Genomic DNA, 24,513 nt, shown 5'->3' with positions numbered 1-24,513 from the left:
TATGTAAGAAAAATGAATTTGCAAAGTTGAGGATAATTTTAAAACTAGGCGTAAAAAAAGAGCTTCAAAATAAATTGAAACTCTTTTAAGTTAGGTTAATTAACTTTTGGTTGATTTTTTTTTTAGTTTAATCCACTAAAGGCGGAATTCTTAAAACCTGCCCAGGATAAATTTTGTCTGGGTGAGATAACATAGGTTTGTTCGCTTCAAAAATTACAGGATATTTCATAGCATTTCCATAATATTCTTTGGCAATTTTACCTAAAGTATCTCCACTTTCTACAGTGTGGAATTTTGCCATTTCTGCTTCTTCGATAATTGCTATTTCTGCAACAGACATATTATCTTCCACAGAGGCAACTCCATTGGTATTTCCTACGACTAAAACTACTTTTTCTTTGGTCGCCAAATCTAAAGCTTCTCCCCAAAGTTTTACAGCATCGTCATCTACCTCAATAGATAAATCTTTTACCTCTAAACCTAAGGTTGTAATTACGTTTCTTAACTGTTCAGATTTTTCTGCATTTTCTTCTTCTGTTGTTTTACCAATACCAAAAACTTTTGCTCCTGCATTTTTAATAAATGAAAAAATTCCCATTTTTTTTATTTTTTTTAGTTCTTAAAATTTACCTTAATAAGGTACAAGATACATTTTTTTGCGATAAAATTGCTCGAAAAAAATATTTTTTATGGCATAGTTTTTGTTTAGAGTTTTCTTTTTAGTAATCAATCCAAAACAATTATATAATGAATAAACAATCTTTATTAGCAGTCGCATTTCTTTTTTCAACCTTTTTTTTATTTTCTCAAAACAGTAAAGATAAAGTAGGTGTAAAAAAATCTATGTATGGAGTTCAAACAGGTATTTTAGGTGCTTGGGTTTACAACGAAGCCAGATTAAATAATGAGTTTGCTTTGCGAACCGAAATAGGTTTAGATGCAGGATTTTCTTATGGAAGTAACGATACCCCAAAATATCAATATATTTTATTGCCAGCATTATCTTTAGAACCAAGATGGTATTATAATTTTGAGGAAAGAACTAAAAAAGGAAGATCCGTTAAAAATAATGCAGCCAATTTTTTTAGTTTAAGAACAAAATATAATCCTAATTGGTTTATTATCTCTAATAATAAGAATGTAACAATTAACAGTGGTTTTTTTACGATTATTCCTTCCTGGGGAATTCGAAGAGATTTAGGGTCTAATTTCGATTTTGAATTAAGACTTGGGTATGGTTATGGTTTTATTTCAAGTAAAAACTCTTCTGCCAGTGGTTGGTTAGGCGATTTTTCTGTACGTTTTGGGTATAATTTCTAAAGCTACATAAAATAGTATTTTAAAGCGCAATTTTACTTTTAAAATTGCGCTTTCTTTTTTGTAATTTTGTTAGAAAGACATTACAAATGGAAATACATCATATTGCTGAAAAGAATTCAATCTTAAATAAATTTATCGCAGAAATTAGAGATGTTAACATTCAAAAAGATTCGCTTCGATTTCGAAGAAATATCGAAAGAATTGGCGAAGTTTTAGGCTACGAATTAAGTAAAAAATTATCGTATTCGGGTGTGTATGTTAAAACTCCTTTAGGAAAGAAAAAAATACAATTGTCTTATAATGATGTTGTTTTGTGCTCCATTTTAAGAGCAGGTTTACCTTTACACCAAGGTCTTTTAAATTATTTCGATGATGCAGAAAATGCGTTTATTTCTGCATACAGGCATCATCCTAAAAACGATAATAAATTCGAAATTGTTGTCGAATATTTTGCATCGCCATCAATTGATAATAAAACGTTATTGCTGGCAGACCCAATGTTGGCAACTGGGCAAAGTTTAGTTGCTGTTTACGAAGCAATTAAAAAATATGGAATTCCAAAAGAGATTCATATTGTTGCTGTAATTGGTTCTAAAGAAGGTGTCGATTTTATTAAAAATTATTTTCCAGAAAACACAAAATTATGGATTGCTACAATAGACGATAAATTAAACGATAAAGGCTACATCGTACCAGGTTTGGGAGATGCAGGAGATTTGGCTTACGGAACAAAATTATAGCAATACTGTATATAATACTGAGCTAATTAACAATAAATAGAAAACGACATTCTTAATTAAATCGTTCTTTATCATTTCAAGTCCGTTTGCAACAACTACAGCTGCTGGAAAAATAAGAAAAAGAATTTCTACACCCGTTTTTTCAGGAATTAAAAGCAAGAAAAAAATGGATATTATTAAATTGAATGTTAAAATAATCCAGTTTTTCTTAAAAGAATTATTTACAGAAAGTGCTTTTGGAGTTTTTAAGAAATAGCCAACAACTGTAAATGTTAATATGGCAATTACAATCCAATAAAAATTATTTTCAGCATAAAAAGAAATTTCATTAAACTGCTTAAAAACAAACATATTTGCAAAAAGAGCTACTTCGTTAAACCACAAACAATACGCATAATAAATAAATAAAGGAGCACAAAAACCAACAATTGGCGTTAGCAAAGTGTGTATTGTAATTTTATGGTGCACATAAGTTGCTACATAAATTAGCAATGCAAACATTGCAGAAAAAGGTTCGATAAAAAATAAAATAGCGAGCCAAAAACCACTATCAAATAATTTTTGAAGCACTTTTTTTGAAGATTTTAAGCTGTAAATTTTTCTTAGAAATAGCATGTAAATCAGCAATAAAAAAAGCACTTTAAAAGAAAATAATTTTACAATAAAATAACTTAAAAACACTGTAAAAATAAAGAACGCGTAGCTATTGTCTTTTGTTAAGCTGTTCTTAGAAATCACAAAATTATAAAAGAAAAATATGAGTAAAAAAAGCAATAAAAAGCCAAGATTTTCCATAAAAATAGTAAGCGTAAAAGCTTTGGAAGCATATACTGTAATTGCATCAAATAAAAAGACACAAAAGAATAGTGCTAAAAGCACAATAAAATTGATTGGTTTAGATTTGCTTAAAAAATTGGCTAACATCGTTTTCTTTTGTTATTTTTGCACTGTAAAGATAATTAAGTTATGATAGCAAGCAATATTTTTAGATGGATTGGTAGTTTATTTACAGATCTCTTATTCATCCCTTTTGAATGGTTACGTACAAGTGTAGCACATGCAGATTTTGGATGGTGGGTTTCTAACGCAGTAAACTGGTTTTTTCTATTAGTTTTATTAGTTCTTTTTGCCTACTGGATGAAAGAATCTAAGCGATTTGTAAGAGAAGGAACAGAAGATAGAGCATAATTTTACACCTTGGGAAGCAAAAATAAACTAAAACGTTTCAAAGAAAATGAAACGTTTAAAAATGTCATTCAACCAACGAGAGAAGAAGTTGTAACCAACTTTACTTACAAAGGTAAATGGCATTCTTTTTTTGGAAACGAGAATCCTATTATCGTAGAATTGGGTTGTGGTAAAGGCGAGTATACAATTGCCTTGGCAAGAAAAAACCCAAATAAAAACTATATTGGAATCGATATTAAAGGTGCTCGTTTTTGGCGAGGAGCAAAAACGGCTCTCGAAGAAAATTTGCCAAACGTGGCATTTGTAAGAACACAAATCGAGTTGGTAGACTTTATTTTTGCAGAAAACGAAGTTTCCGAAATTTGGATTACCTTCCCAGATCCACAAATAAAGTACAAGCGTACAAAACACAGAATGACAAATGTAGATTTCTTGAAGAAATATCATCATATTTTAAACGAGAAAGGCATTGTAAACCTAAAAACCGATAGCGAATTTATGCACGGTTACACTTTAGGGTTGTTACATGGAGAAGGGCATGAAGTTTTATACGCAAACCATACAGTATATAAAAACGAAGGCGCTCCAAAAGAAGTAGTGGAAACACAAACTTTTTACGAGAACCAATATTTAGCAGTAAACAAACCTATTACATACATTCAATTTCGATTGAAGTATTAGACGTTTTATTTGCGACGAATTCGCTAATTTTTCTTTAAATTCGATAATAATTAAATTTAGGGACTAATACCTAATAATATTGCACTAAGCTTATTGAAGCGTTTTATATGTTTTCTAAGTACTCATTTGGTAAGCTTAAGAAGCGAAAAGGCGAAATAACAAGTATTTATCAAAAATATTTTTTTAAATCTTGTGAATCTCTGTGCTTTTCTCTGTAAAACTCTGTGTATATTTCCTATCTTTCAAAAATGAAAGAGTCAGATAATTTTTTTGATAAAGTGTATAAAGTGGCACGTTTAATTCCACATGGAAGAGTAACAAGTTATGGCGCAATTGCTACGTATTTAGGTGCTGCAAAATCTGCAAGAATGGTGGGTTGGGCAATGAATAATTCTCATAATCAAAAAAAAGAAGTTCCAGCACATAGAGTTGTCAATAAAAAAGGATTATTAACAGGAAAACATCATTTCGATGGCACAAATCTAATGCAACAATTATTAGAAAGCGAAGGAATTGTGGTTGTTGAAAATCAAATTCAGGATTTAGAAACTGTTTTTTGGAATCCGATGGAAGAGTTATCTTAAAATTTATTACACAGAGTTTTACAGAGAATTAAAGAGATTCGCAGAGTTTTTTTTAAATTATGATTATAAAAAATTAAAAAAAGACACAGATTTCACAAATTTTCACAGATTGTTGCGACGTGATTCACAGATAAACACAGCACTCACAAAGATTGGCTATGTTTTCTATGCTATGTGGTAAAAAAACACTCAGTTTTAACAAATACCCTTTGAGTCTTTGCATCTTTGCGTTTTTTCGAGAAAAAAACTTTGCAAGAAAAAAACAACCATCATTTCCACTTATCAATCTATAAATATTCACAATCCACAAGCTTTCTTTTTTAAACAGTTAAGTGTATCTTTGTAATCAAGATTAAATCTTAATTAAAACTATAAATAGTCTTCTTAAGCATTATTAAAAAATTAAAAACATTTTAATTTGAAGATAAAAGCGCAGCTTATGAGAGGTTTTTATAGAACAAACAAATATATAAGGTCTCGATTGCGCTCGACCTGACATTCGAAAAAAAATGAGTTTTAACAAAAAAGACATACAACAAGCATTAGAAACCATAACAGCTCCTGGAGAAGGAAAAAGTTTGGTGGAAAATAACAACTTAAAAAACGTAGTAATATTTGGTAAAGAAGTAATTGTAGAAATTACAATTAACAATCCAACATTACAGGCGAAAAAGAAAGTTGAGTCAGAAATTATAAAAGCGATTAAAAGCAATGTTTCTGAAGATATAGACATAAAAGTAAATGTAACAGTAGAAAAACCAGTTGCCAAAGAAAATTCAAACCCGAATCAAATTCGTGGTAAGGAAATTCCAAATATTAAAAACATTATTGCAATTGCATCAGGAAAAGGTGGCGTTGGTAAATCTACAATTACAGCAAATACAGCAATTTCACTATCGAAAATGGGCTTTAATGTAGGTATTTTAGATGCCGATGTTTATGGACCATCGCAACATATTATGTTCGATGTAGAGAAAGAAAGACCACTTTCTGTAAAAGTAGATGGACGTTCGAAAATGAAACCCATCGAAAATTACGGAGTAAAATTATTATCTTTAGGGTTTTTTACCGATCCAAACCAAGCTGTAATTTGGAGAGGACCAATGGCTTCAAAAGCATTAAATCAGCTTATTTTCGATGGAGACTGGGGCGAATTAGATTTTCTTTTAATCGATTTACCACCAGGTACAGGAGATGTGCATTTATCAATTGTACAAGCATTGCCAATAAATGGCGCAGTTGTAGTAAGTACACCACAAAATATTGCATTGGCAGATGCTAAAAAAGGAGTTGCCATGTTTCAGCAAGAAAACATTAACGTTCCAGTTTTAGGAATCGTAGAAAATATGGCATATTTTACGCCAGAAGAATTACCAGATAATAAATATTACATTTTTGGAAAAGATGGCGCAAAAAACTTGGCAGAAGATATAAAAACGCAATTTTTAGGCGAAATTCCTTTAGTACAAAGCATTCGTGAATCTAGCGATGTTGGGCATCCAGTGGCGTTACAAGAAGGTACTCTTTTAGAAGAAGCTTTTAACAATATTACCAAAGAAATGGTGGCTCAACTTTTAAAAAGAAACGAAAATTTACCTCCAACAGAAATTGTTAGAATTACAACAATGAGTGGTTGCAGTTCAGTAAAAAAATAAAATATGACAACACAAGAAACACTAGACAATGTAGAAAAAGCGTTAGATGAAATTCGTCCGTTTTTAATGAGCGATGGTGGTAATATTAAGTTACTTTCAATCGAAGATTCTGTTGTAAAAGTACAATTAGAAGGCGCTTGCACAGGTTGTTCTGTAAACCAAATGACGCTAAAAAATGGAGTGGAAGCAACCATTAAAAAGTACGCGCCACAAATAGAAGAAGTTATAAACGTAGCTTAAACTGATAAAAATCAGCTTTTAAACAAACAGAATAATATAATTTTGGGCGTTCCTTAAAAAGGTGGGGTTTTACGTTATATCTTTTTTTAAGAAAAATAAAAAAAGGATGCCACTTCTCCTGGAATTTCGAAACTTAACGTGCTCACGAGAAAGAAAAAAAAGACCTCAAGGATTTTTAAAGCCTTTGAGGTCTAAATAGATAAAGAAGAAAAAAAGTGATTACAACAGATATTTTAATTATTGGTGCAGGGCCCACAGGATTATTTACCGTTTTTGAAGCAGGATTATTAAAACTGCGTTGCCATTTAATAGACGCTTTGCCACAAGCAGGTGGGCAATGTTCAGAAATTTATCCCAAAAAACCAATTTACGATATTCCTGCATATCCAGAAATTTTAGCAGGCGATTTAACCGATAAATTAATGGAACAAATTAAACAATTTGAACCAGGCTTTACCTTAGGCGAACGTGCAGAAACCATCGAAAAACAAGAAGACGAAACTTTTATAGTTACTACAAATAAAGGTACAAAACATCAAGCAAAAGTAGTTGCAATTGCTGGTGGATTAGGTTCTTTCGAGCCAAGAAAACCACCAATTCCTAACATTGCAGATTTCGAAGACAAAGGAGTAGAATACATTATTCGCGATCCAGAATTTTATAGAGATAAAAAAGTGGTGATTTCTGGAGGGGGAGACTCTGCTTTAGACTGGTCTATTTTCTTAACAGATGTAGCTTCTTCAGTTACTTTAATTCACAGAAGAAACGAATTTAGAGGCGCTTTAGATTCTGTAGAAAAAGTACAAGAATTAAAAGACGCAGGTAAAATAAACATGATTACACCTGCAGAAGTAAAAGGAATTATAGGAACAGACAAAGTAGCAGGAGTTTCTGTGGTACAAAAAGGAGGGGAAGAATTCACGATTGAAACAGATCATTTTATTCCGCTTTTTGGCTTGTCACCAAAATTAGGACCAATCGCTAATTGGGGATTAGAAATTGAGAAAAACGCCATAAAAGTGAACAACGCTTTAGATTATCAAACTAATATTCCAGGAATTTACGCAATTGGCGATGTAAACACCTATCCAGGAAAATTAAAATTGATTCTTTGTGGATTCCACGAAGCAACTTTAATGTGCCAAAGTGCGTTTCAAAGAATTTTTCCAGATAAAAAATATGTAATGAAATACACAACAGTTGGTGGTGTAGATGGTTTTGATGGAACCAGAAAAGAAGCCCCAAAAGCAGTTGTTAAAAAGATAGAGTAGGAAGATTTAGTATGTCATCGATCTCTTGTGGAGAAATATTACTTGACGATTACAAAGTTATTGAGCCACTTCAAGTTTTGAATATTTTTTAATAAAACAAAAAAATACAATTTTCTTGAATTTTATTTTAATTTATTCTAAATAAAATTTATATTTGTACTATGGAAATGTTAATTGATGTAACTTTTAATATTCAGCTTAAAAAACATACTTTTTGCAACTATCAATTAAAGATAGGCGAAAAAGTAATGCCCCTTACTTTTCCACAAGTACTTCAGTTAAGAAATAAAATAAATCTTTTAACCACTTTAGATAATTTAGAACACATTATCTCAAATGAAAATTTTGTGTTGTTGTTTATTGCAGATAGAAAGCATTTGGTGTTTTTAGATATCCCTACACTATTAGATTTAAAAGAAGAAATTTCGTACACTTTTTCAGAATTTTAAAGAAAAGTATATTTATTTAGACTGCTTTTAAATTTTTTTATATCAATAAATCAAGTAATTTTTACTGTACCTTTGTATAAAATTAAGAAATTATGAAAACAGCAATAAGAAAACAAATGACAATTCATCCAGAAGTTATGGATGTTTTAAACGATCAAATCGCATTAGAAATGCATGCATCTGCCTCTTATTTGGCAATGGCATCTTGGTGCGACCAACGCGAATTATTAAATAGTAAAGCTTTTTTTTACAAGCAAGCAGAGGAAGAAAGAGCACATGGAATGAAGATTTTTAACTTTATAAACGACGCTGGAGGCGCTGCAATTTCTCCTTCAATTCCAGAAGTTAATAACGACTTTGAGGGACTAAGAGAAATTTACGAAAAATCTTTAGACCAAGAAATACACGTAACACAATCTATTTACAAATGCTTTAAACAAGCAAGAAAAGTAGACGATTTTGCATCGGAAGTATTTTTACAATGGTTTGTAAGCGAGCAAGTAGAAGAAGAAGATACAGTAAGAAGCATTTTAGATGTTTTTGAATTGATGGGAGATATGCCATTAAAAATGATTGACGAACGTTTACCAACAGAGTAAATATTTTCTAAAAATAACAACAAAACCGAAACTTTAAAGTTTCGGTTTTTTTATTTCTATTTTTTTTTAATAAAGTCTTAATATCCTTAAAAAGGAAATACGTATACTTTTTTGTATATTTGAACAACAAACGAAATAGATTGAAATGTATTCAGATTTATTAACATACTTAAAATTCCTAATAAAGCGCAATCCTGAATGAGCGTTTAATGTATAAGTTTTTCAATGTAAAAAATGTAACAATACTTTGCTAAAGCACAATTGTTACGTTGTTTTTATTAACTCATTAATACATTAGCAAATGCCTTTTTATCATAAACTAGGAGAAATTCCACCTAAAAGACACACACAATTCCGCAAAAAAGATGGCAGTTTATATTACGAACAGTTGTTTGGTACCATTGGTTTCGACGGAATGTCTACCAACAGCTATCACGAACACAGACCAACAATGGTTAAACATATTGGTAAACAATATTCCGTAAAACCAAAAATTGCCAAAGCAAATAATATTAAATCTTACAGATTTCGTGGATTTCAAGTTCCGCCAGAAAACGACTATTTAGAAAGTAGAAAAGTTGTTCTTACAAATGCTGATTGTAATATTATTTTAGCGGCACCAAAGAAATCTACCACAGAGTATTTCTATAAAAACACAGATGCAGACGAAGTAATTTTTATCCATAAAGGAACAGGAAAATTAAGAACGCATTTGGGAAATCTCGATTTTAAATATGGAGATTATTTAGTAATTCCACGTGGAATTATTTACAAATTAGATTTCGACAACGAAAATAATCGACTTTTTATCGTAGAATCTTACAGTCCAGTGTATACACCAAAACGTTACAGAAACTGGTTTGGTCAGTTATTAGAACATTCGCCATTTTGCGAGCGAGATTTAAGAAGACCACAAGAATTAGAAACATATAACGAGCTTGGCGATTTCTTAATCAAAGTAAAAAAGCAAGGCGAAATTATAGAAATGACCTACGCTTCTCATCCTTTTGATGTCGTTGGTTACGATGGCTATAATTTTCCTTACGCATTTTCAATTCACGATTTCGAACCAATTACAGGTCGAATTCATCAACCACCACCAGTGCACCAAACTTTCGAGACAAACACATTTGTAATTTGTAGTTTTGTGCCACGTTTGTACGATTACCATCCAGATTCCATTCCTGCGCCTTACAATCATAGTAATATCGATTCAGACGAGGTTTTGTATTACGTAGATGGCGATTTTATGAGTAGGAATGACATCGACCAAGGTCATATTTCCTTGCATCCAGCAGGAATTCCTCATGGTCCACATCCTGGAGCAACAGAACGCAGTATTGGGCACACAAAAACCGAAGAATTAGCAGTTATGGTAGACACTTTTAAACCTTTGCAGGTTACAGAAGAAGCTATGAAAATTGCAGATGAAGATTATTATAAGAGTTGGTTGTAAAAGCCCATCAAAAGGAATTAGCAACATAATTAAAAAACTATGTTTTCTATGTTGCTTTGTAGTAAAAAAAGTTCATTAAAATAATTATTAGAAGCTATTTCCTGCTTTCCACTATATCTTTTTGCAAAAAAGCAAAAAGGATGTCGTTTCAATCAGGGCTATACTTGTTTGCGAACGAATTGCTTTAAGAAATAAAATAGCTACTTTATTAGTAACAAAGACCTCACAGGTTTTTAAAACCTGTGAGGTCTGAAAAAACAAACAGTCAAGAACCCAGAACCCAGAAAGGGTTTAAAACCCTTTCTGGGTTACATTCTGGGTTACAAAACATAAACAAAATGAGTAAAAAAGAAATAAAATCAGTTAATTACGGATTAGAAAAAATATTCGAAGGAGCACAAGATTTCCTTCCATTATTAGGAACAGATTATGTAGAATTTTACGTGGGTAACGCAAAACAAGCTGCACATTTTTACAAAACAGCATTTGGGTTTCAATCGTATGCGTATCGTGGCTTAGAAACTGGCGCAAAAGATTCCGTGAGTTATGTGTTAACCCAAGATAAAATCAAAATTATTTTAACAACACCTTTAAACAGTAAATCGCCCATAAACGACCATATTGTAAAACATGGAGATGGCGTTAAAATAGTGGCACTTTGGGTAGAAGATGCAAGAAAATCTTACAAAGAAACCATTTCTAGAGGCGCAAAATCTTATATGGAACCCACTGTAGAAAAAGACGAACATGGAGAGGTTGTAAGAGCAGGAATTTATACCTATGGAGAAACTGTACACATGTTTGTGGAGCGTAAAAACTACAATGGTGCATTTTTACCAGGTTTTAGAAAATGGGAATCCGATTACAATCCACCAACTTCAGGTTTAAAATATATAGACCATATGGTTGGTAATGTAGGTTGGAATCAAATGAATAAATGGGTAAAATTTTATGAAGATGTAATGGGTTTTGTTAACTTTTTATCATTTGACGATACCCAGATTCATACAGAATATTCAGCATTAATGAGTAAAGTAATGTCGAATGGAAATGGAAGAATTAAATTTCCAATAAACGAGCCAGCAGAAGGAAAAAAACGTTCTCAAATCGAAGAATATTTAGATTTTTACGAAGGTGCAGGTGTACAACATATTGCTATGGCAACAGACGATATTATTAAAACTGTTTCGCAATTAAAAGCAAATGGAATAGAGTTTTTATCTACACCACCAGAAGAATATTACAGGGCAGTTCCTGGAAGATTAGAAGAATTTAGCCACGAATTAAGAGAAGACATCGAAAAATTAAAAGGTTTAGGAATTATGATAGATGCAGATGAAGAAGGCTATTTATTACAAATTTTCACAAAACCAGTAGAAGATAGGCCAACCTTGTTTTTTGAAATCATTCAAAGAATGGGTGCTAAAGGTTTTGGAGCAGGAAACTTTAAAGCGCTTTTTGAATCTATAGAAAGAGAACAGGCAAAAAGAGGAACGCTTTAAAATAGTTTTCAGTTGCAGTTTACAGTATAAATATTACCAGACCCCAAAGGTTTTTAAAACCTTTGAGGTCTTTTTTTTACAAAACTATTTTATCTTTGTTTAACAACTTACAATAATGGAAAGAGGAAAAATTTTAAAAGCAATAGAAGAAAAATACGATAAATTAGGTGTTCCAGTAGACGCAATGTTAGAAGGATTATTGCATAGCAAACCAATTACATATTGGGATTATATTCAAACAGATGCACTTTTAGGTTTGCAAACAACAAGAACTACACAACCAGATGAGATGGTGTTTATTATGTATCATCAAGTAAACGAATTATTGTTTAAAATGATACTTTGGGAAATAGACCAAGTCGCAAAAACAATTGAAGTTACAGTAGATAAATTTTCGATGCATTTGGGACGAATTAGCAGATATTTTGATATGCTTTGTAGTTCATTTAATGTAATGGCAGATGGAATGGAAAAAGAACAATATCTAAAATTTAGAAACACGTTAACGCCTGCAAGTGGTTTTCAATCGGCACAATACAGAAAAATTGAATTTGCTTCCACAGAACTTATTAACTTAATTGATGTGCGTTTTAGAGATAGTATAAACAGAAATTCCTCATTTAAACACGCTTACAATCATTTGTACTGGCAAGCTGCTGGTAAAAATTACACAACTGGACAGAAATCAACCCTATTAAATCTTTTCGAGAAAAAATATATAGGAGATTTTATTGATTTTATGGAAGATTACAACGATATTAATCTTTCTAAAAAGTTTAAACAATTGCCAAAAGAAGTCCGAGAAAACGAAGATTTAATAAAAGAAATGCGTCATTACGATTATACAGTAAACGTAAAATGGGTAATGGCTCATTACAATGCAGCAGCAAAATATATTGGAGGAAAAGAGCAAGATTTAGAAGCAACAGGAGGTAGTAATTGGCGAAAATATATGCATCCAAAATATCAAAGGAGAATCTTTTTTCCCTATTTATGGAGTACAGATGAATTAAAAAACTGGGGAACTTTTTAGCATCAAAAAGAAATTTAAGAAAACGTTAAAAAGTCTATTATAAATTCACTGTAAATAAATTTTTCTTTTTTGGAATGGTAATTGTCAATACTTTTTTATAAGTTTGATAACTATGAAAAAAAATACAATAATTACACTCGTTTTATTTTTAACATTTTCTGTCTTTGCCCAAGAACAAAAGCACGCATTTAAAAGTGGCGAATTGCTTCGTTATAAAATGAGTTATAGTGGGGTTTTAAGAGCTGGAACTGCGGTTTTAGAAGTAGAAGAAACAGAATTAAATGGAAAAAAAGTGTTTCATACCAAGGGTTCTGGTTGGACCTCTGGAATGATAAAATGGTTTTTTAAGGTAGATGATATTTATGAATCTTATTTCGATAAAGACAATGTAAAACCTTATTTATTCAAAAGAAAAATTAATGAAGGAGGTTATAAAAAACATAGAAATACTTCTTTTAATTATACTTCTAACAAAGCGTATGTTCAAGATTTTATAAAACAGAAAGATACTTCTGTCGCTTTTTCGAATGTACAAGATATGTTATCGTCTTTTTATTATTTAAGAAACAAAGACGTAAAAAACATGAAAAAGGGTGATGAAATTGCTATTGATATGTTTATGGACGCACAAATTTATCCTTTTAAACTTCGTTTTTTAGGAAAAGAGGTTTTAGATACAAAATTCGGAGACGTTAATACATTAATTTTTAGACCACTTGTACAATCAGGAAGAGTTTTTAAAGCGCAAGAAAGTGTTACCATTTGGATTACAGACGATGCCAATAAAATTCCAATTAAATTAAAAGCAAACCTTTCTGTAGGTTCTTTACGAGCAGAATTAGAGCAGTATAAGGGTTTAGCGAACGCTTTTGAAACAAAATAAAAGTTTACTTCTGGTAAAATTATAAAAACTTTAACGAAACCGTTATCGGAACTTCATAGGTTAGATTTAAAATAAATCAATTTTATTTGTACTTTTGGGCAACTTATAAAATCACTCCCATTTTTTTGAAAAAAGCACTGCACCTTTTATTGTTTATAATCGTTTTTTCAGCCTGTAGTAATGCTGAAAAAAAGCCAGTTCCAACACCTGTAAAACCAGTAAAACCAAAACCCGTTTACAGGTATGGTTATAAAATTAACGATTATAAAGTAATTCAAGATACCATAAAAAGTGGCGAAAGTTTTGGATATATCCTAGACAGGCATCATGTAACTTATCCGAAAATTAATAATATTGCGACTTCCATTAAAGATATTTTTGATGTTAGAAGAGTAAGAGCAGGAAAGCCTTACACGATTTTAGCGAGTAAAGATTCTCTTGAAGAAGCAAAGATATTTATTTATAAAAATGATAAAATCCGAGCAACAGTTGTCGATTTTTCCGATTCTATTGTAAAAGCACATACGTATTTACAACCCATAAAAACGGTGGAAAGAATTGTGGAAGGAAAAATACATTCCAACCTTTCGAATGCGATGGATAGTTTGCATTTGTCAGCAAATTTAACAAATAATGTTGCAGATATTTATGCGTGGACACTGGATTTTTACAAACTTCAAAAAGGAGATTCTTTTAAACTTGTTTTTGAAGAAAAGTTTATAAAAGATTCTTTATTTGCGGGTTATGGTGAGATAAAATCAGCAGTTTTTAATCATAATGGTAAAGATTTGTATGCTTTTCGCTTTATTGCAGATTCCATAAAAGGCATTCCAGAATATTACGATGAAGATGGAAATATGTTGCGAAGTCAGTTTTTAAAATCACCCATTAAATTTCAATACCGAATTTCTTCAAGATATAATTTAAAAAGAAGAATTGCTTATTATGGAAACAGAATTAAACCTCACAGAGGTACAGATTTTGCGGCAAATATTGGAACTCCTATTTTAGCAACTGCAAGTGGAACTGTTATCGAATCTAGAAGAAAAGGTGGAAACGGAAATTATGTTAAAATAAAACATAATGGAACTTATGCAACACAATACTTGCATATGAAAAGGCGAAAAGTAAAAAAAGGAGATTATGTAAAACAAGGGCAAGTAATTGGTACAGTTGGAATGACAGGAAATACTGGTGGCCCACATGTTTGTTATCGTTTTTGGAAAAACGGAAGACAAGTAGATCCTTTCAGAGAGAAATTACCTGCTGCAGAACCACTAAATAAACAGATAAAACCAAGATTTTTAAAGTTTATAGAACCTTTAAAATATCAATTAGATTATAACCAATTACCAACAGAAGAGCCTTCTAAATTTACAGAAGAAGTTGCACAAAACTAAAGAAATGGCATTAAAGAATATCAACCCAACCAATACAAACGCGTGGAAAAAATTAACAGATCATTTTAATGAGCTAGAGAATATAAACATTAAAGATTTGCATAAAGATGCCAATAGGAAAAACCATTTTTCTTTAGAGTTGAATGATTTATCAGTAGATTTTTCTAAAAATAGAATAACACAAGAAACCATCGATTTATTAGTAGAATTGGCAAAAGAGGTAGATTTAAAAGATGCCATTGAAAAGCAGTTTAATGGAGAAATAATTAATGTTACAGAAGGAAGAGAAGTTTTACACACAGCTCTAAGAAGCAATTCTGAAGCCCCAGTTTTAGTGAACGGAAAGAATGTAAAACCTCAAATACAAACTGCTTTAAGGAAAATTAGAAGCTTTAGTAATAAAGTTATTTCTGGAAAATGGAAAGGCTACACTGGAAAATCGATTACAGATGTTGTAAATATTGGTATTGGTGGAAGTGATTTAGGCCCAGATATGATTGTGGAATCACTACAATATTATAAAAACCAATTAACAACGCATTTTGTTTCAAATATAGATGGAGATCACGTTTCAGAAATCATTAAAAAACTGAACCCAGAAACTACTTTATTTGTAATTGTTTCTAAAACTTTTACAACGCAAGAAACTATAACAAATGCAGAAACGATTAAAAATTGGTTCTTAAAATCCGCAACAATTTTCGATATTCCAAAACACTTTGTGGCGGTTTCTACAAATTTAGAAGCTGTGGATAATTTTGGAATCGACAAAGCAAACGTTTTTCCAATGTGGAATTGGGTTGGTGGTCGTTTTTCTTTATGGTCTGCAGTTGGTTTATCTATTAGTTTATCAGTAGGTTTCGATAATTACCGAGCTTTATTAGATGGAGCAGAAGAAATGGATTTGCATTATAGAAATACAGATTTCAATAAAAACATTCCAGTAATTTTAGCTTTATTAAGCATTTGGTACAATAATTTTTACGGAGCAGAAACCGAAGCTGTTTTACCATACACACAATATTTAAAGAAATTACCAGACTATTTACAGCAAGCCATTATGGAAAGTAATGGAAAAGGAGTCGATAGAAATGGCGATAAAATAGAGTACCAAACAGGAACCATTGTTTGGGGAAGTACAGGAACCAATATGCAACATGCATTTATGCAATTGGTGCATCAAGGAACCAAATTAATCCCTGCCGATTTTATTGGTTATAAAGAATCTTTATATGGTTTAACCGACCATCATAAAAAATTAATGGCGAATTATTATGCACAAATGGATGCTTTGGCTTTTGGAAAATCGAAAGAAGAGGTGCATTTAGAATTAAAATTTGCTGGAGACGAAGATAAAATTGCAGCATTGTTGCCTTTTAAAGTTTTCGAAGGAAATAGACCAAGCAATGCCATTCTTTTTAATAAATTAACACCCCACTCTTTAGGTAAATTAGTCGCTTTATACGAGCATAAAATCTACACACAAGGTATTCTATGGAATATTTATAGTTACGACCAATTTGGTGTAGAATTAGGAAAAGAATTAGCTAAAAAATTGCTAAATAAGCAATAGTGATTCATTTTTAAAGTAGAGAATTTAAAATTTTAACCTTTTTTTGTCTTTGGTTAATAAGTTTGTTAATATGTAATATATTGATAATTAGATAATAGCGCTTATTTTAGTAATTTTCGACATCTTAATCTTTTGTTAAAACTTAACATTAGGTTAACATTAGAAATCTGTAAAAGAAAGAATTTTGCAGAATATTAAAATAATCTAAAATTCAACAATGAAACATTTTAAAAACTTATTATTTGTAGCATTATTTTTTGTAACTGCAACAGTTTTAGGACAAACAAAACTTACTGGAAAGGTGGTAGATGAAACCAACCAACCATTACCAGGAGCAAGTGTTATGGTTAAAGGTACAACAAATGGAACATCAACAGATTTTGATGGAAATTTTACCTTAAACGCAAATTCAAACTCTGGTGCTATTGTAGTTTCATTTATTGGCTATAATAACAAAACAGTTGTTTTTTCATCATCAAAAACGAACTTAGGAACAATTCAACTTACAGAAGATGCAGATTCTTTAGACGAAGTTGTAATTGTAGGAAAAGGTGTAATTGATTTAGCAGGTGGAAGAAAAACCCCTGTAGCTGTATCAACAATTAAAGCAGCTGAAATTCAAAAGAAAATTGGTACACAAGATGTTACAATGACTTTGGTAAATACACCTTCAGTATACGTTTCTGGTCAAGCTGGTGGTTTTGGTGATTCTAGAATGTCAGTTAGAGGGTTTCAACAAGATAATACTGCATATTTGTTAAATGGACAACCTATTAACGGTATGGAAGATGGTAAAATGTATTGGTCTAATTGGTCTGGAATTAATGATGTAGCATCAGCAATTCAAATTCAAAGAGGTTTGGGGGCTTCTAAGTTAGCAATTTCTTCAGTTGGAGGTACAGTAAACTTTGTAACAAAAACAACTGCTAAAAAAGCTGGGGGTTATGTATCATCTTCTTTTGCAAATGATAGCTATTTTAAAACAACTGCATTTTATAATACTGGTCAAAATCAAAATGGATTAGCAGCTTCTGTTATGCTTTCTCATTGGCAAGGTGATGGGTATATGGATGGTACAAGAGGTCAGGGTCAAACATACTTTATTTCATTTGGTTATAAATTAAATGATAAACATAATTTTAACTTATTGGTTACAGGAGCGCCACAATACCATGATCAAGCTTTCAACGAGAAAATATCTACTTATATAAAGCGTGGACAAAGATATAATGGTAATTGGGGTACTTACAAAGGTGAATATCAAACAGAAAGAAGAAATTTTTATCATAAACCAGTTATAAACTTAAATTGGGATTATGATATTAATGAAAGCTCAAATTTATCAACAGTTTTATATGCTTCTTGGGGTCGAGGAGGTGGAACTGGTCCAAGAGGCGCAAGAATTAATGATACGCCTGAAGGTCAGGTAGACTATGACGCTATTTACGCATTAAATGCTAGTACAGGTGGAGATGCATCAAACTTCGGCTCTAAACAAGGTTATATTACTAGAGCTTCAATGAATTTACATAGCTGGTATGGTTTGGTTTCTAATTTTGAGAAAAAAATTAATGATAATTTTACTTTTAACATTGGTTTAGATTTAAGGACTTATTACGGAGAGCACTTTAGAATTGTTGAAAACTTTAGAGGTTTGAATTCTTGGACTGAAGGTATTCGTTTAAGAAATCAAAATGATAGACATCAAACTTATGGTAGTTTTGGGACTTATAAAAATGTTACAACTAAAAAAAGTTTAAATGCTAGTCCTTGGGCAGCACTAACAGCAGATTTTGACGAAAAAGATAAAATTAATTATAGTAACGATGAGAGAATCTCTTATGGTGGTGTTTTTACTCAATTAGAGTATGCAACAGATAATTTTTCTGCATTTTTTCAGGGATCTTTATCAAATCAAACTCATCAAAGATTTGACCACTACCAATATGCCGATCAATCTTTAATAGATGGGACTTCACCACAGTCTACTGGAACACCTTTACCTGCTGGAATAACTTCAGGTGTAGATTCTGAAAAAGCTAACAACCTTGGTTATAATATTAAGAGTGGTAGTAGTTATGTTATAAATGAAAGTAATAAAATATATGGAAACATAGGTTATTATTCTCGTCAGCCATATCATGATAATATTTATTTAAATAATACAAACCAAATTAACCCACTAACTAAAAATGAAAAAATATTTGGTTTAGAAGCTGGTTATAGTTTTTCAAAACCAAATTTTGTTGCTAATGTAAACTTATATAGAACTTCTTGGAAAGATAGAGTTATTGGTTCTTCAAATGTGGTAAATGATGTTGTGCAATTTGAAACGAATCAAGGAGTTGAACAACTACACCAAGGTATTGAAATTGATTTTAATTCAAAATTATTAAATGGAAAGTTAAACTTTAAAGGGTTTACTTCTATTGGAGATTGGAAATTTGTTGGTTCAGGTATAACAAGAGTTGTGGATGAAGATCAAAATGTAATAAGCGAAACGCCAGAAGATTTTGATGGTGGTAAGGTTGGTGATGCAGCACAATTTACTTTAGGTTTTGGTTTAGATTACGATATTACAAATGATTTATCAGTAGATTTTGATTGGAGATTTTACGATAATTTATATGCTAATGTTGGAGCTGTTAAAGAAAACTTACAACTACCATCTTATGACATTACGGATTTTGGTGTTTCTTACAAATTAAATTTAAAAGGAACTAAAAACCAATCAATCAACTTTAGATTAAATGTAAACAATGTTTTCTCTGAAATATATATATCTGATTTAAGAACTAATATTCAAGCGAATTCGGGAGACACTACTTACAATGGAATAAATGTAGATAATAAAGGTATTTTTGGTTGGGGTAGAACTTGGAATGCTAGCGTTAGATATAACTTCTAATATAAATCTTATTATTAAAAACTTAAAACCACCTCTTTCGAAGTTTCGGAAGAGGTGGTTTTTTATGCATAAAAATTAGTAACTTTGTAAGAATTAATAAAACAAACTATTATGATGAAAGATGTGCACTCTTATTGGGCATATTTAGTGCTGGCAATTTTAATTTTTACAGTAATAAATGCAATTATTGGTCTTAGCCAAAAGAAACAATTTACAGACAAAGACTTACGATTAGGTTTATTTACCCTTATTGTCTCTCACATTCAACTTTTAATAGGTTTGGCGTGGTATTTTATGTCTCCTTGGTATAAAGCCCTAAAAGCAGATGCAGGTTCTGTTATGGGAGAAAAAGCTACAAGATTATTAGCAGTAGAACACCCAATTACTATGATTTTAGCAATCGTACTAATTACAATTGGTTGGTCTAAACACAAAAAGAAAACCACAGATACAGCAAAATTTAAAACATTTGCAATCTTTTATGGAATTGCATTGTTATTAATACTTTCAAGAATACCTTGGAACAACTGGTTATAAAATGAAAATAATAAGTTACATACTATCACCAATCTTTGTATTGGTGTTTTTTTTATTCCTAATCATCTTTCATCCACTACAATGGTTAAGTTTAAAATTATTTGGGCATAAAGCACACGATGCAGTTGTTGCTGCTTTAAACTTTTGTTTAATAAAATCGATGCTAATCATTGGAGTTCCTATACGATTAGTAAATAAATATAAAATTCCCGAAAATACTTCCGTTATTTTTGTATCCAACCACCAATCTACATTCGATATTCCACCAATTGGATGGTTTTTTAGAAAACAACATCCAAAATTTGTAGCAAAAATCGAATTAGGAAAAGGCATTCCAAGTGTATCTTTCAATTTAAGAAACGGAGGTGCAGCGTTAATCAATAGAAAAGATCCAAAACAAGCAATTAGCGAGCTGGTCAATTTTTCAAAAAGAATTAACCAAAATAAATGGGGAGCAATCATATTTCCAGAGGGCACAAGAAGTAGAAATGGAACACCAAAAAAATTCGCCATAAATGGCTTAAAAGTAATCACAAAATACAATAAAGAGGGTTATATAGTACCTTTAACCATAAATAACTCCTGGAAAGTTTTTAAATATGGAAAATTTCCATTAGGAATTGGAAGTCCAATAACCATTACAACACACGAGCCAATTAAAATTAATTCCTTATCTTTTGAAGAATTAGTAGAAAAAACAGAAAAAGTAATTAAAGAACATATAAAATAAGAGAATGTCCACAATTAAAAATATTAGAAAAGAAGTAATGTTGCAGCTAGAAAAAAGCATGGATACTTTCATGGAAAGGTATTTAATTCCTGCAGAAAAAATCTGGCAACCAACAGATTTTTTACCCAACTCACAAAAAGATACTTTTATTTCTGAAGTAGAAGAAATAAGAGAATTATCTAAAGAATTACATGACGATTTTTGGGTAGTTTTAGTAGGAGATACAATTACAGAAGAAGCCCTACCAACCTACGAATCTTGGTTATTAGATTTAGATGGCGTTAGCCAAGACCCAGATAATAGCTGGGCAAAATGGGTAAGAACTTGGACTGCAGAAGAAAATAGACATGGAGATACTTTAAATAAATATTTGTATTTATCTGGTCGTGTAAACATGCGTGAAGTAGAAATTTCTACACAACATTTAATTGCAGATGGTTTTGATATTGGTACATCTACAGATCCTTATAAAAACTTCGTGTACACCACATTTCAAGAGTTGGCAACCTACGTTTCTCATAACAACGTTGCGAAAATTGCACGTAAAAAAGGACACAAAGCCTTGGCAAAAATGTCTAAAATTATTGCAGGAGACGAAATGCGTCATCACCAAGCGTATGCACATTTTGTAAAAGAAATTTTTAAAATAGATCCAAGTGAAATGATGTTGGCTTTCCAACACATGATGAAACATAAAATTGTAATGCCAGCCATGCATTTAAGAGAATCTTTTGGTTCAAAAGGAAGTTTATTCGACGATTTCTCTGCAGTTGCACAAAGAGTTGGTGTGTATACAGGTTTCGATTATGTAGATATTTTAAAGAAATTAAATACCATGTGGGAGATAGACAAGATTACAAATCTTACTCCAGAAGCAGAAAAAGCAAGAGATTATTTAATGAAATTGCCAGAAAGAATGTACAGAATTACAGAAAGAATTGTAATTCCAGATACGAAGTTTAATTTCAAATGGATGGTGCCAGCATAAGAAAGCTGTTTAATCGTGTAATTGTTTAACTGTTTAGGCAAGTAAATAATGTAAGTGATTTATTTTTTTTTAAAACACTAGAATTATACAGACCTCACAGATACTGTGTTAAAATCCTAATTTATTTATATTAATTTTCTATTTTTATATTTCATTTAGGAAATCAATTTTATGATTATCCTGTGGGCGATTCATTTCGCCCTTTTTTATTTCCATTGATATTCTGGATTATACTGTTGCTCATTTTTCCATAAGGTATAAATTACAATTAATAGTTTTCTCATCACAGCAATAACTCCTTGTTTTTTAGTATTTTGTTTTTCATTTAATCTTTTATAGAAAGTTTTCATTCTCTGATCAAATCTACAAGCACAAAGTGCTGGCATATACAACGCTTCTCTTATATGCGAGTTCCCTTTTTTTGAAATTCTAGTTCGCCCTGATTTAGTTCCAGATTGATTTTCTACAACATCTAAACCAGCATAACTGACTAATTTACGAATACTACTACATTTTCTAAAACCATCTGTTTCTGCTAATAATTTAACAACAGTAAGCATTTGAATGCCTTTAATTGCTGTTATTCTATTAATTTTTTCTTCTAAATCTTTGTCTTTTGAGACCCATAATTTTATTTCTTTTTCACACTCATTTATACTATCTTCTTGCTGAACCAATAGCTTATTCATAATTGTAAGCACTTCTTCCAAAACACCGTGTTTACTCTCAAACGCATGCAATTGAGATTGTGTTGCAGATTTAGATTTTTTTAATTGTGATAACATTCTACACAAGTCTTTTATGGCTTGAAAATGTTCACTAATTGGTTCCCATAATGCTACTGAAAATGAAAACCCAAAAAGAGCGATTAATTTAGCATCAGCTTTATCTGTTTTTGTTTTTTGATGTAAACTTTTTCCAAAATATTTTATCTTTTGTGCTAATTGTACACTTACTTTTTCTTGCTGTTCAAATAAGAAATAACATAAATTCTCATGATAAACACCTGTAGCCTCCATAATATGAACTAAATAAACTTCCTTTTTACGTTTAGAAAACCATATTAAATAGTCTTTAAAGCCTTTTAGATCATTACTAAAACTACGTGTGCCTTTAATACTTAAACTTCCTGTTTGTGTTTGCTCTTGAAAACATACATCAAATTTCTTACAAGAAACATCAATGCCTACTACTTGTTTAATTACTTTGTCCATTTTGTTAGATTTACAAAGAATTCTTCCCACAGCCTAACCTCGTAATAATACTGGATATAATTATTGAAATTATTCCTAAAATACTGTTCAGGTTCTAAAGAAAGAAAGCTAGGTAAGAGGATATTCTGAAAGACGATATATGCAAATGCATTATCAAGGTTTGTTTCTTGCACTTACCTAGTTCTTTGTTTGTTTAAGTATCAAAACAAAACATTTTTATCCTTTTTTCAATGAACTTTATGTATTTTTATTCTTCAATTTAATCAAACACAAACATACGAGGTTTCCATAACCTGTGAGGTCTTTTTTGTTCCAGAATACAAAACCCCAAAAGGGTTCCAAACCCTTTTGGGGTTACTAAATACCAATTTTTTTAAACCAGCAACTCGTCACAACTTCCTCACCAATTCTATGTTTTCTATGGCCCAATGTGGTAAATTTTCCATCAAAAATCACTCGAACTGACAGTAAAAAAGGATATCGTTTCAATCAGAGCTCAAACTTGTTTACAAACGAATAGAATTATAAAGAATTTCTATATTTTTTGAAATACACAGACCTTACTAGGTTTCCAAAATCTGTGAGGTTTTTTTTATAAAATACCAAAACCCCAAAAGGGTTTGGAACCCTTTTGGGGTTGATAAGTATTAAGTTAATTTAATGTATAAAATCCGTAAAATTCCACATCAATTCTATGTTTTTTTGTGGTAATTTTTCCATTAAAATTTAATAGAAAAAGCATCCATATCATTCAAAAACCCCAATTTATTTCTTACCCTTTCTTGTTTGTTCTTAAAAATTGTTGCAGATACAATACCAACTTCATTTTCAGCTAAAGAAGAAATTTCCTCACCCAAATAATCAATAATTAAAGAATTTCCAGAATACTCGTAATTATTTGCATCTTTTCCAGTTCTATTTACGCCAATAACATAACACATATTTTCAATTGCACGCGCTTTTAAAAGTGTATCCCAAGCTTTAATTCTTGCAACAGGCCAATTCGCCATAAACAATAATAAGTCGTAATTTTCGGCATTTCTTGCCCAAACAGGAAAACGTAAATCGTAACAAATTAGCGGACAAATTTTCCATCCTTTATATTTGATAATTAATTTTTTAGAATCAGCAGTGTACACTTTATCTTCGCCAGCCAAAGTAAAAGAATGTCTTTTATTATACGTTTCAATTGCTCCTGAAGGAAAAACAAAAACAAACCGATTATAGAATTTTCCATTTTCAGAAATCACCAAACTTCCACAAATAGCGGTTTGTTTTTTAGAAGCTATTTTTTGCATCCAAGAAACGGAAAAACCATCCATTTTTTCGGCAACATTTTTAGGATTCATGGTAAAACCAGACGTATACATTTCTGGTAGCACAATTAAATCGACATCCGAATCTAGTTTTTCGATTTTTTGTTCAAAAAAAGCACTGTTTTTAGTGGGGTTTTCCCAAACCAAATCAGCCTGAATGCCCACAATTTTTAATTCGTTTTTCATTTTAAAATCATAAAATTAAAAGATTCAATCACTCAAAAATAAGATAAAAATTGTAATTTG

The 24,513-nt window shown here is 31.0% G+C and carries 24 protein-coding genes; 20 read left to right on the top strand and 4 right to left on the bottom strand.

Going from position 1 to position 24,513, the window contains the following annotated elements:
• Nucleotides 1–127: 127 nt before the first annotated feature.
• Nucleotides 128–598, bottom strand: a complete 471-nt coding sequence (lysM, locus tag J3359_RS07995) for a peptidoglycan-binding protein LysM (protein WP_208080175.1) — start codon at nt 596–598, stop codon at nt 128–130.
• 149 nt (nt 599–747) lie between these two features.
• Between lysM and J3359_RS07990 the strand changes: the two genes are divergently transcribed.
• Entirely contained in the window at nt 748–1,320 is a 573-nt protein-coding gene (locus tag J3359_RS07990) for a hypothetical protein (RefSeq protein ID WP_208080174.1), read from the top strand.
• Nucleotides 1,321–1,406: 86 nt separating this feature from the next.
• The gene (gene upp, locus J3359_RS07985; RefSeq protein WP_208080173.1) at nt 1,407–2,060 is read left to right on the top strand and encodes a uracil phosphoribosyltransferase; all 654 of its coding nucleotides are present in this window, start codon (nt 1,407–1,409) and stop codon (nt 2,058–2,060) included.
• On the opposite strand, the gene J3359_RS07980 is transcribed toward upp, so the two are convergent.
• Complete coding sequence (locus J3359_RS07980) at nt 2,055–2,984, bottom strand: DUF6427 family protein (protein WP_208080172.1); 930 nt, start codon at nt 2,982–2,984, stop codon at nt 2,055–2,057. The genes upp and J3359_RS07980 overlap by 6 nt on opposite strands.
• Nucleotides 2,985–3,026: 42 nt before the next feature.
• Here J3359_RS07980 and J3359_RS07975 point away from each other — a divergent pair, with 42 nt between their 5' ends.
• The 18 genes from J3359_RS07975 (at nt 3,027) to J3359_RS07890 (ending at nt 21,737) form a co-directional block, all read left to right on the top strand.
• Nucleotides 3,027–3,248 carry a DUF6341 family protein gene (locus J3359_RS07975; protein WP_208080171.1) on the top strand — a complete coding sequence of 74 codons (222 nt, stop codon included), beginning with the start codon at nt 3,027–3,029 and terminating at the stop codon, nt 3,246–3,248.
• 9 nt (nt 3,249–3,257) lie between these two features.
• Complete coding sequence (trmB, locus tag J3359_RS07970; protein WP_208080170.1) at nt 3,258–3,929, top strand: tRNA (guanosine(46)-N7)-methyltransferase TrmB; 672 nt, start codon at nt 3,258–3,260, stop codon at nt 3,927–3,929.
• A 248-nt stretch (nt 3,930–4,177) separates the two neighbouring features.
• Nucleotides 4,178–4,513, top strand: a complete 336-nt coding sequence (locus tag J3359_RS07965) for an MGMT family protein (protein WP_208080169.1) — start codon at nt 4,178–4,180, stop codon at nt 4,511–4,513.
• Between the two features lie 509 nt (nt 4,514–5,022).
• Nucleotides 5,023–6,168 carry an Mrp/NBP35 family ATP-binding protein gene (locus J3359_RS07960; protein WP_208080168.1) on the top strand — a complete coding sequence of 382 codons (1,146 nt, stop codon included), beginning with the start codon at nt 5,023–5,025 and terminating at the stop codon, nt 6,166–6,168.
• A 3-nt stretch (nt 6,169–6,171) separates the two neighbouring features.
• The gene (locus tag J3359_RS07955) at nt 6,172–6,408 is read left to right on the top strand and encodes a NifU family protein (protein WP_208080167.1); all 237 of its coding nucleotides are present in this window, start codon (nt 6,172–6,174) and stop codon (nt 6,406–6,408) included.
• Nucleotides 6,409–6,623: 215 nt separating this feature from the next.
• Nucleotides 6,624–7,679, top strand: coding sequence for an NAD(P)/FAD-dependent oxidoreductase (locus J3359_RS07950; protein WP_208080166.1), 1,056 nt, complete (start codon nt 6,624–6,626; stop codon nt 7,677–7,679).
• 161 nt (nt 7,680–7,840) lie between these two features.
• Complete coding sequence (locus J3359_RS07945; protein WP_208080165.1) at nt 7,841–8,128, top strand: hypothetical protein; 288 nt, start codon at nt 7,841–7,843, stop codon at nt 8,126–8,128.
• 92 nt (nt 8,129–8,220) lie between these two features.
• A complete protein-coding gene (locus J3359_RS07940) occupies nt 8,221–8,727 on the top strand; it encodes a ferritin (RefSeq protein ID WP_208080164.1) in 507 nt (168 codons plus the stop codon).
• 301 nt (nt 8,728–9,028) lie between these two features.
• Nucleotides 9,029–10,183, top strand: coding sequence for a homogentisate 1,2-dioxygenase (locus J3359_RS07935; RefSeq protein WP_208080163.1), 1,155 nt, complete (start codon nt 9,029–9,031; stop codon nt 10,181–10,183).
• Between the two features lie 338 nt (nt 10,184–10,521).
• Nucleotides 10,522–11,685 (top strand): 4-hydroxyphenylpyruvate dioxygenase, encoded by a 1,164-nt coding sequence (gene hppD, locus J3359_RS07930; RefSeq protein ID WP_208080162.1) that lies wholly within the window; start codon nt 10,522–10,524, stop codon nt 11,683–11,685.
• A gap of 115 nt (nt 11,686–11,800) precedes the next feature.
• A complete protein-coding gene (locus tag J3359_RS07925) occupies nt 11,801–12,718 on the top strand; it encodes a tryptophan 2,3-dioxygenase family protein (protein WP_208080161.1) in 918 nt (305 codons plus the stop codon).
• Nucleotides 12,719–12,830: 112 nt separating this feature from the next.
• Nucleotides 12,831–13,601 (top strand): DUF3108 domain-containing protein, encoded by a 771-nt coding sequence (locus J3359_RS07920; protein ID WP_208080160.1) that lies wholly within the window; start codon nt 12,831–12,833, stop codon nt 13,599–13,601.
• Between the two features lie 125 nt (nt 13,602–13,726).
• Nucleotides 13,727–15,001, top strand: coding sequence for a peptidoglycan DD-metalloendopeptidase family protein (locus J3359_RS07915; protein WP_208080159.1), 1,275 nt, complete (start codon nt 13,727–13,729; stop codon nt 14,999–15,001).
• Nucleotides 15,002–15,005: 4 nt separating this feature from the next.
• Nucleotides 15,006–16,574 carry a glucose-6-phosphate isomerase gene (gene pgi / locus J3359_RS07910; RefSeq protein WP_208080158.1) on the top strand — a complete coding sequence of 523 codons (1,569 nt, stop codon included), beginning with the start codon at nt 15,006–15,008 and terminating at the stop codon, nt 16,572–16,574.
• Nucleotides 16,575–16,791: 217 nt separating this feature from the next.
• The gene (locus J3359_RS07905) at nt 16,792–19,482 is read left to right on the top strand and encodes a TonB-dependent receptor (RefSeq protein WP_208080157.1); all 2,691 of its coding nucleotides are present in this window, start codon (nt 16,792–16,794) and stop codon (nt 19,480–19,482) included.
• Between the two features lie 114 nt (nt 19,483–19,596).
• On the top strand, nt 19,597–20,019 hold the full coding sequence (locus J3359_RS07900; RefSeq protein ID WP_208080440.1) for a hypothetical protein: 423 nt from the start codon (nt 19,597–19,599) through the stop codon (nt 20,017–20,019).
• A gap of 1 nt (nt 20,020) precedes the next feature.
• The gene (locus tag J3359_RS07895) at nt 20,021–20,749 is read left to right on the top strand and encodes a lysophospholipid acyltransferase family protein (RefSeq protein WP_208080156.1); all 729 of its coding nucleotides are present in this window, start codon (nt 20,021–20,023) and stop codon (nt 20,747–20,749) included.
• Between the two features lie 4 nt (nt 20,750–20,753).
• Nucleotides 20,754–21,737 carry an acyl-ACP desaturase gene (locus J3359_RS07890; RefSeq protein ID WP_208080155.1) on the top strand — a complete coding sequence of 328 codons (984 nt, stop codon included), beginning with the start codon at nt 20,754–20,756 and terminating at the stop codon, nt 21,735–21,737.
• A 206-nt stretch (nt 21,738–21,943) separates the two neighbouring features.
• On the opposite strand, the gene J3359_RS07885 is transcribed toward J3359_RS07890, so the two are convergent.
• Both J3359_RS07885 and J3359_RS07880 read right to left on the bottom strand, forming a co-directional pair.
• Complete coding sequence (locus J3359_RS07885) at nt 21,944–22,951, bottom strand: IS110 family RNA-guided transposase (RefSeq protein ID WP_208077854.1); 1,008 nt, start codon at nt 22,949–22,951, stop codon at nt 21,944–21,946.
• A gap of 719 nt (nt 22,952–23,670) precedes the next feature.
• Complete coding sequence (locus J3359_RS07880) at nt 23,671–24,453, bottom strand: amidohydrolase (protein ID WP_208080154.1); 783 nt, start codon at nt 24,451–24,453, stop codon at nt 23,671–23,673.
• Between the last annotated feature and the right edge of the window lie 60 nt (nt 24,454–24,513).

The sequence above is a fragment of the Polaribacter cellanae genome, assembly GCF_017569185.1.
GTDB classification, from domain to species: Bacteria; Bacteroidota; Bacteroidia; order Flavobacteriales; family Flavobacteriaceae; genus Polaribacter; species Polaribacter cellanae.
Note: the sequence above shows the minus strand (reverse complement) of the source record. Positions and strands in the feature narration are given on the sequence as shown.

Bases quoted from the DNA above. Each gene is read 5' to 3' on its own strand.
- lysM (WP_208080175.1), bottom strand. From the start codon at position 598: ATGGGAATTTTTTCATTTATTAAAAATGCAGGAGCAAAAGTTTTTGGT.
- J3359_RS07990 (WP_208080174.1), top strand. From the start codon at position 748: ATGAATAAACAATCTTTATTAGCAGTCGCATTTCTTTTTTCAACCTTT.
- J3359_RS07890 (WP_208080155.1), top strand. From the start codon at position 20,754: ATGTCCACAATTAAAAATATTAGAAAAGAAGTAATGTTGCAGCTAGAA.
- J3359_RS07960 (WP_208080168.1), top strand. From the start codon at position 5,023: ATGAGTTTTAACAAAAAAGACATACAACAAGCATTAGAAACCATAACA.
- J3359_RS07925 (WP_208080161.1), top strand. From the start codon at position 11,801: ATGGAAAGAGGAAAAATTTTAAAAGCAATAGAAGAAAAATACGATAAA.
- J3359_RS07940 (WP_208080164.1), top strand. From the start codon at position 8,221: ATGAAAACAGCAATAAGAAAACAAATGACAATTCATCCAGAAGTTATG.
- pgi (WP_208080158.1), top strand. From the start codon at position 15,006: ATGGCATTAAAGAATATCAACCCAACCAATACAAACGCGTGGAAAAAA.
- J3359_RS07880 (WP_208080154.1), bottom strand. From the start codon at position 24,453: ATGAAAAACGAATTAAAAATTGTGGGCATTCAGGCTGATTTGGTTTGG.
- J3359_RS07975 (WP_208080171.1), top strand. From the start codon at position 3,027: ATGATAGCAAGCAATATTTTTAGATGGATTGGTAGTTTATTTACAGAT.
- J3359_RS07900 (WP_208080440.1), top strand. From the start codon at position 19,597: ATGAAAGATGTGCACTCTTATTGGGCATATTTAGTGCTGGCAATTTTA.
- J3359_RS07945 (WP_208080165.1), top strand. From the start codon at position 7,841: ATGGAAATGTTAATTGATGTAACTTTTAATATTCAGCTTAAAAAACAT.
- J3359_RS07895 (WP_208080156.1), top strand. From the start codon at position 20,021: ATGAAAATAATAAGTTACATACTATCACCAATCTTTGTATTGGTGTTT.
- J3359_RS07920 (WP_208080160.1), top strand. From the start codon at position 12,831: ATGAAAAAAAATACAATAATTACACTCGTTTTATTTTTAACATTTTCT.
- J3359_RS07965 (WP_208080169.1), top strand. From the start codon at position 4,178: ATGAAAGAGTCAGATAATTTTTTTGATAAAGTGTATAAAGTGGCACGT.
- J3359_RS07955 (WP_208080167.1), top strand. From the start codon at position 6,172: ATGACAACACAAGAAACACTAGACAATGTAGAAAAAGCGTTAGATGAA.
- J3359_RS07935 (WP_208080163.1), top strand. From the start codon at position 9,029: ATGCCTTTTTATCATAAACTAGGAGAAATTCCACCTAAAAGACACACA.
- J3359_RS07885 (WP_208077854.1), bottom strand. From the start codon at position 22,951: ATGGACAAAGTAATTAAACAAGTAGTAGGCATTGATGTTTCTTGTAAG.
- hppD (WP_208080162.1), top strand. From the start codon at position 10,522: ATGAGTAAAAAAGAAATAAAATCAGTTAATTACGGATTAGAAAAAATA.
- J3359_RS07980 (WP_208080172.1), bottom strand. From the start codon at position 2,984: ATGTTAGCCAATTTTTTAAGCAAATCTAAACCAATCAATTTTATTGTG.
- upp (WP_208080173.1), top strand. From the start codon at position 1,407: ATGGAAATACATCATATTGCTGAAAAGAATTCAATCTTAAATAAATTT.
- J3359_RS07905 (WP_208080157.1), top strand. From the start codon at position 16,792: ATGAAACATTTTAAAAACTTATTATTTGTAGCATTATTTTTTGTAACT.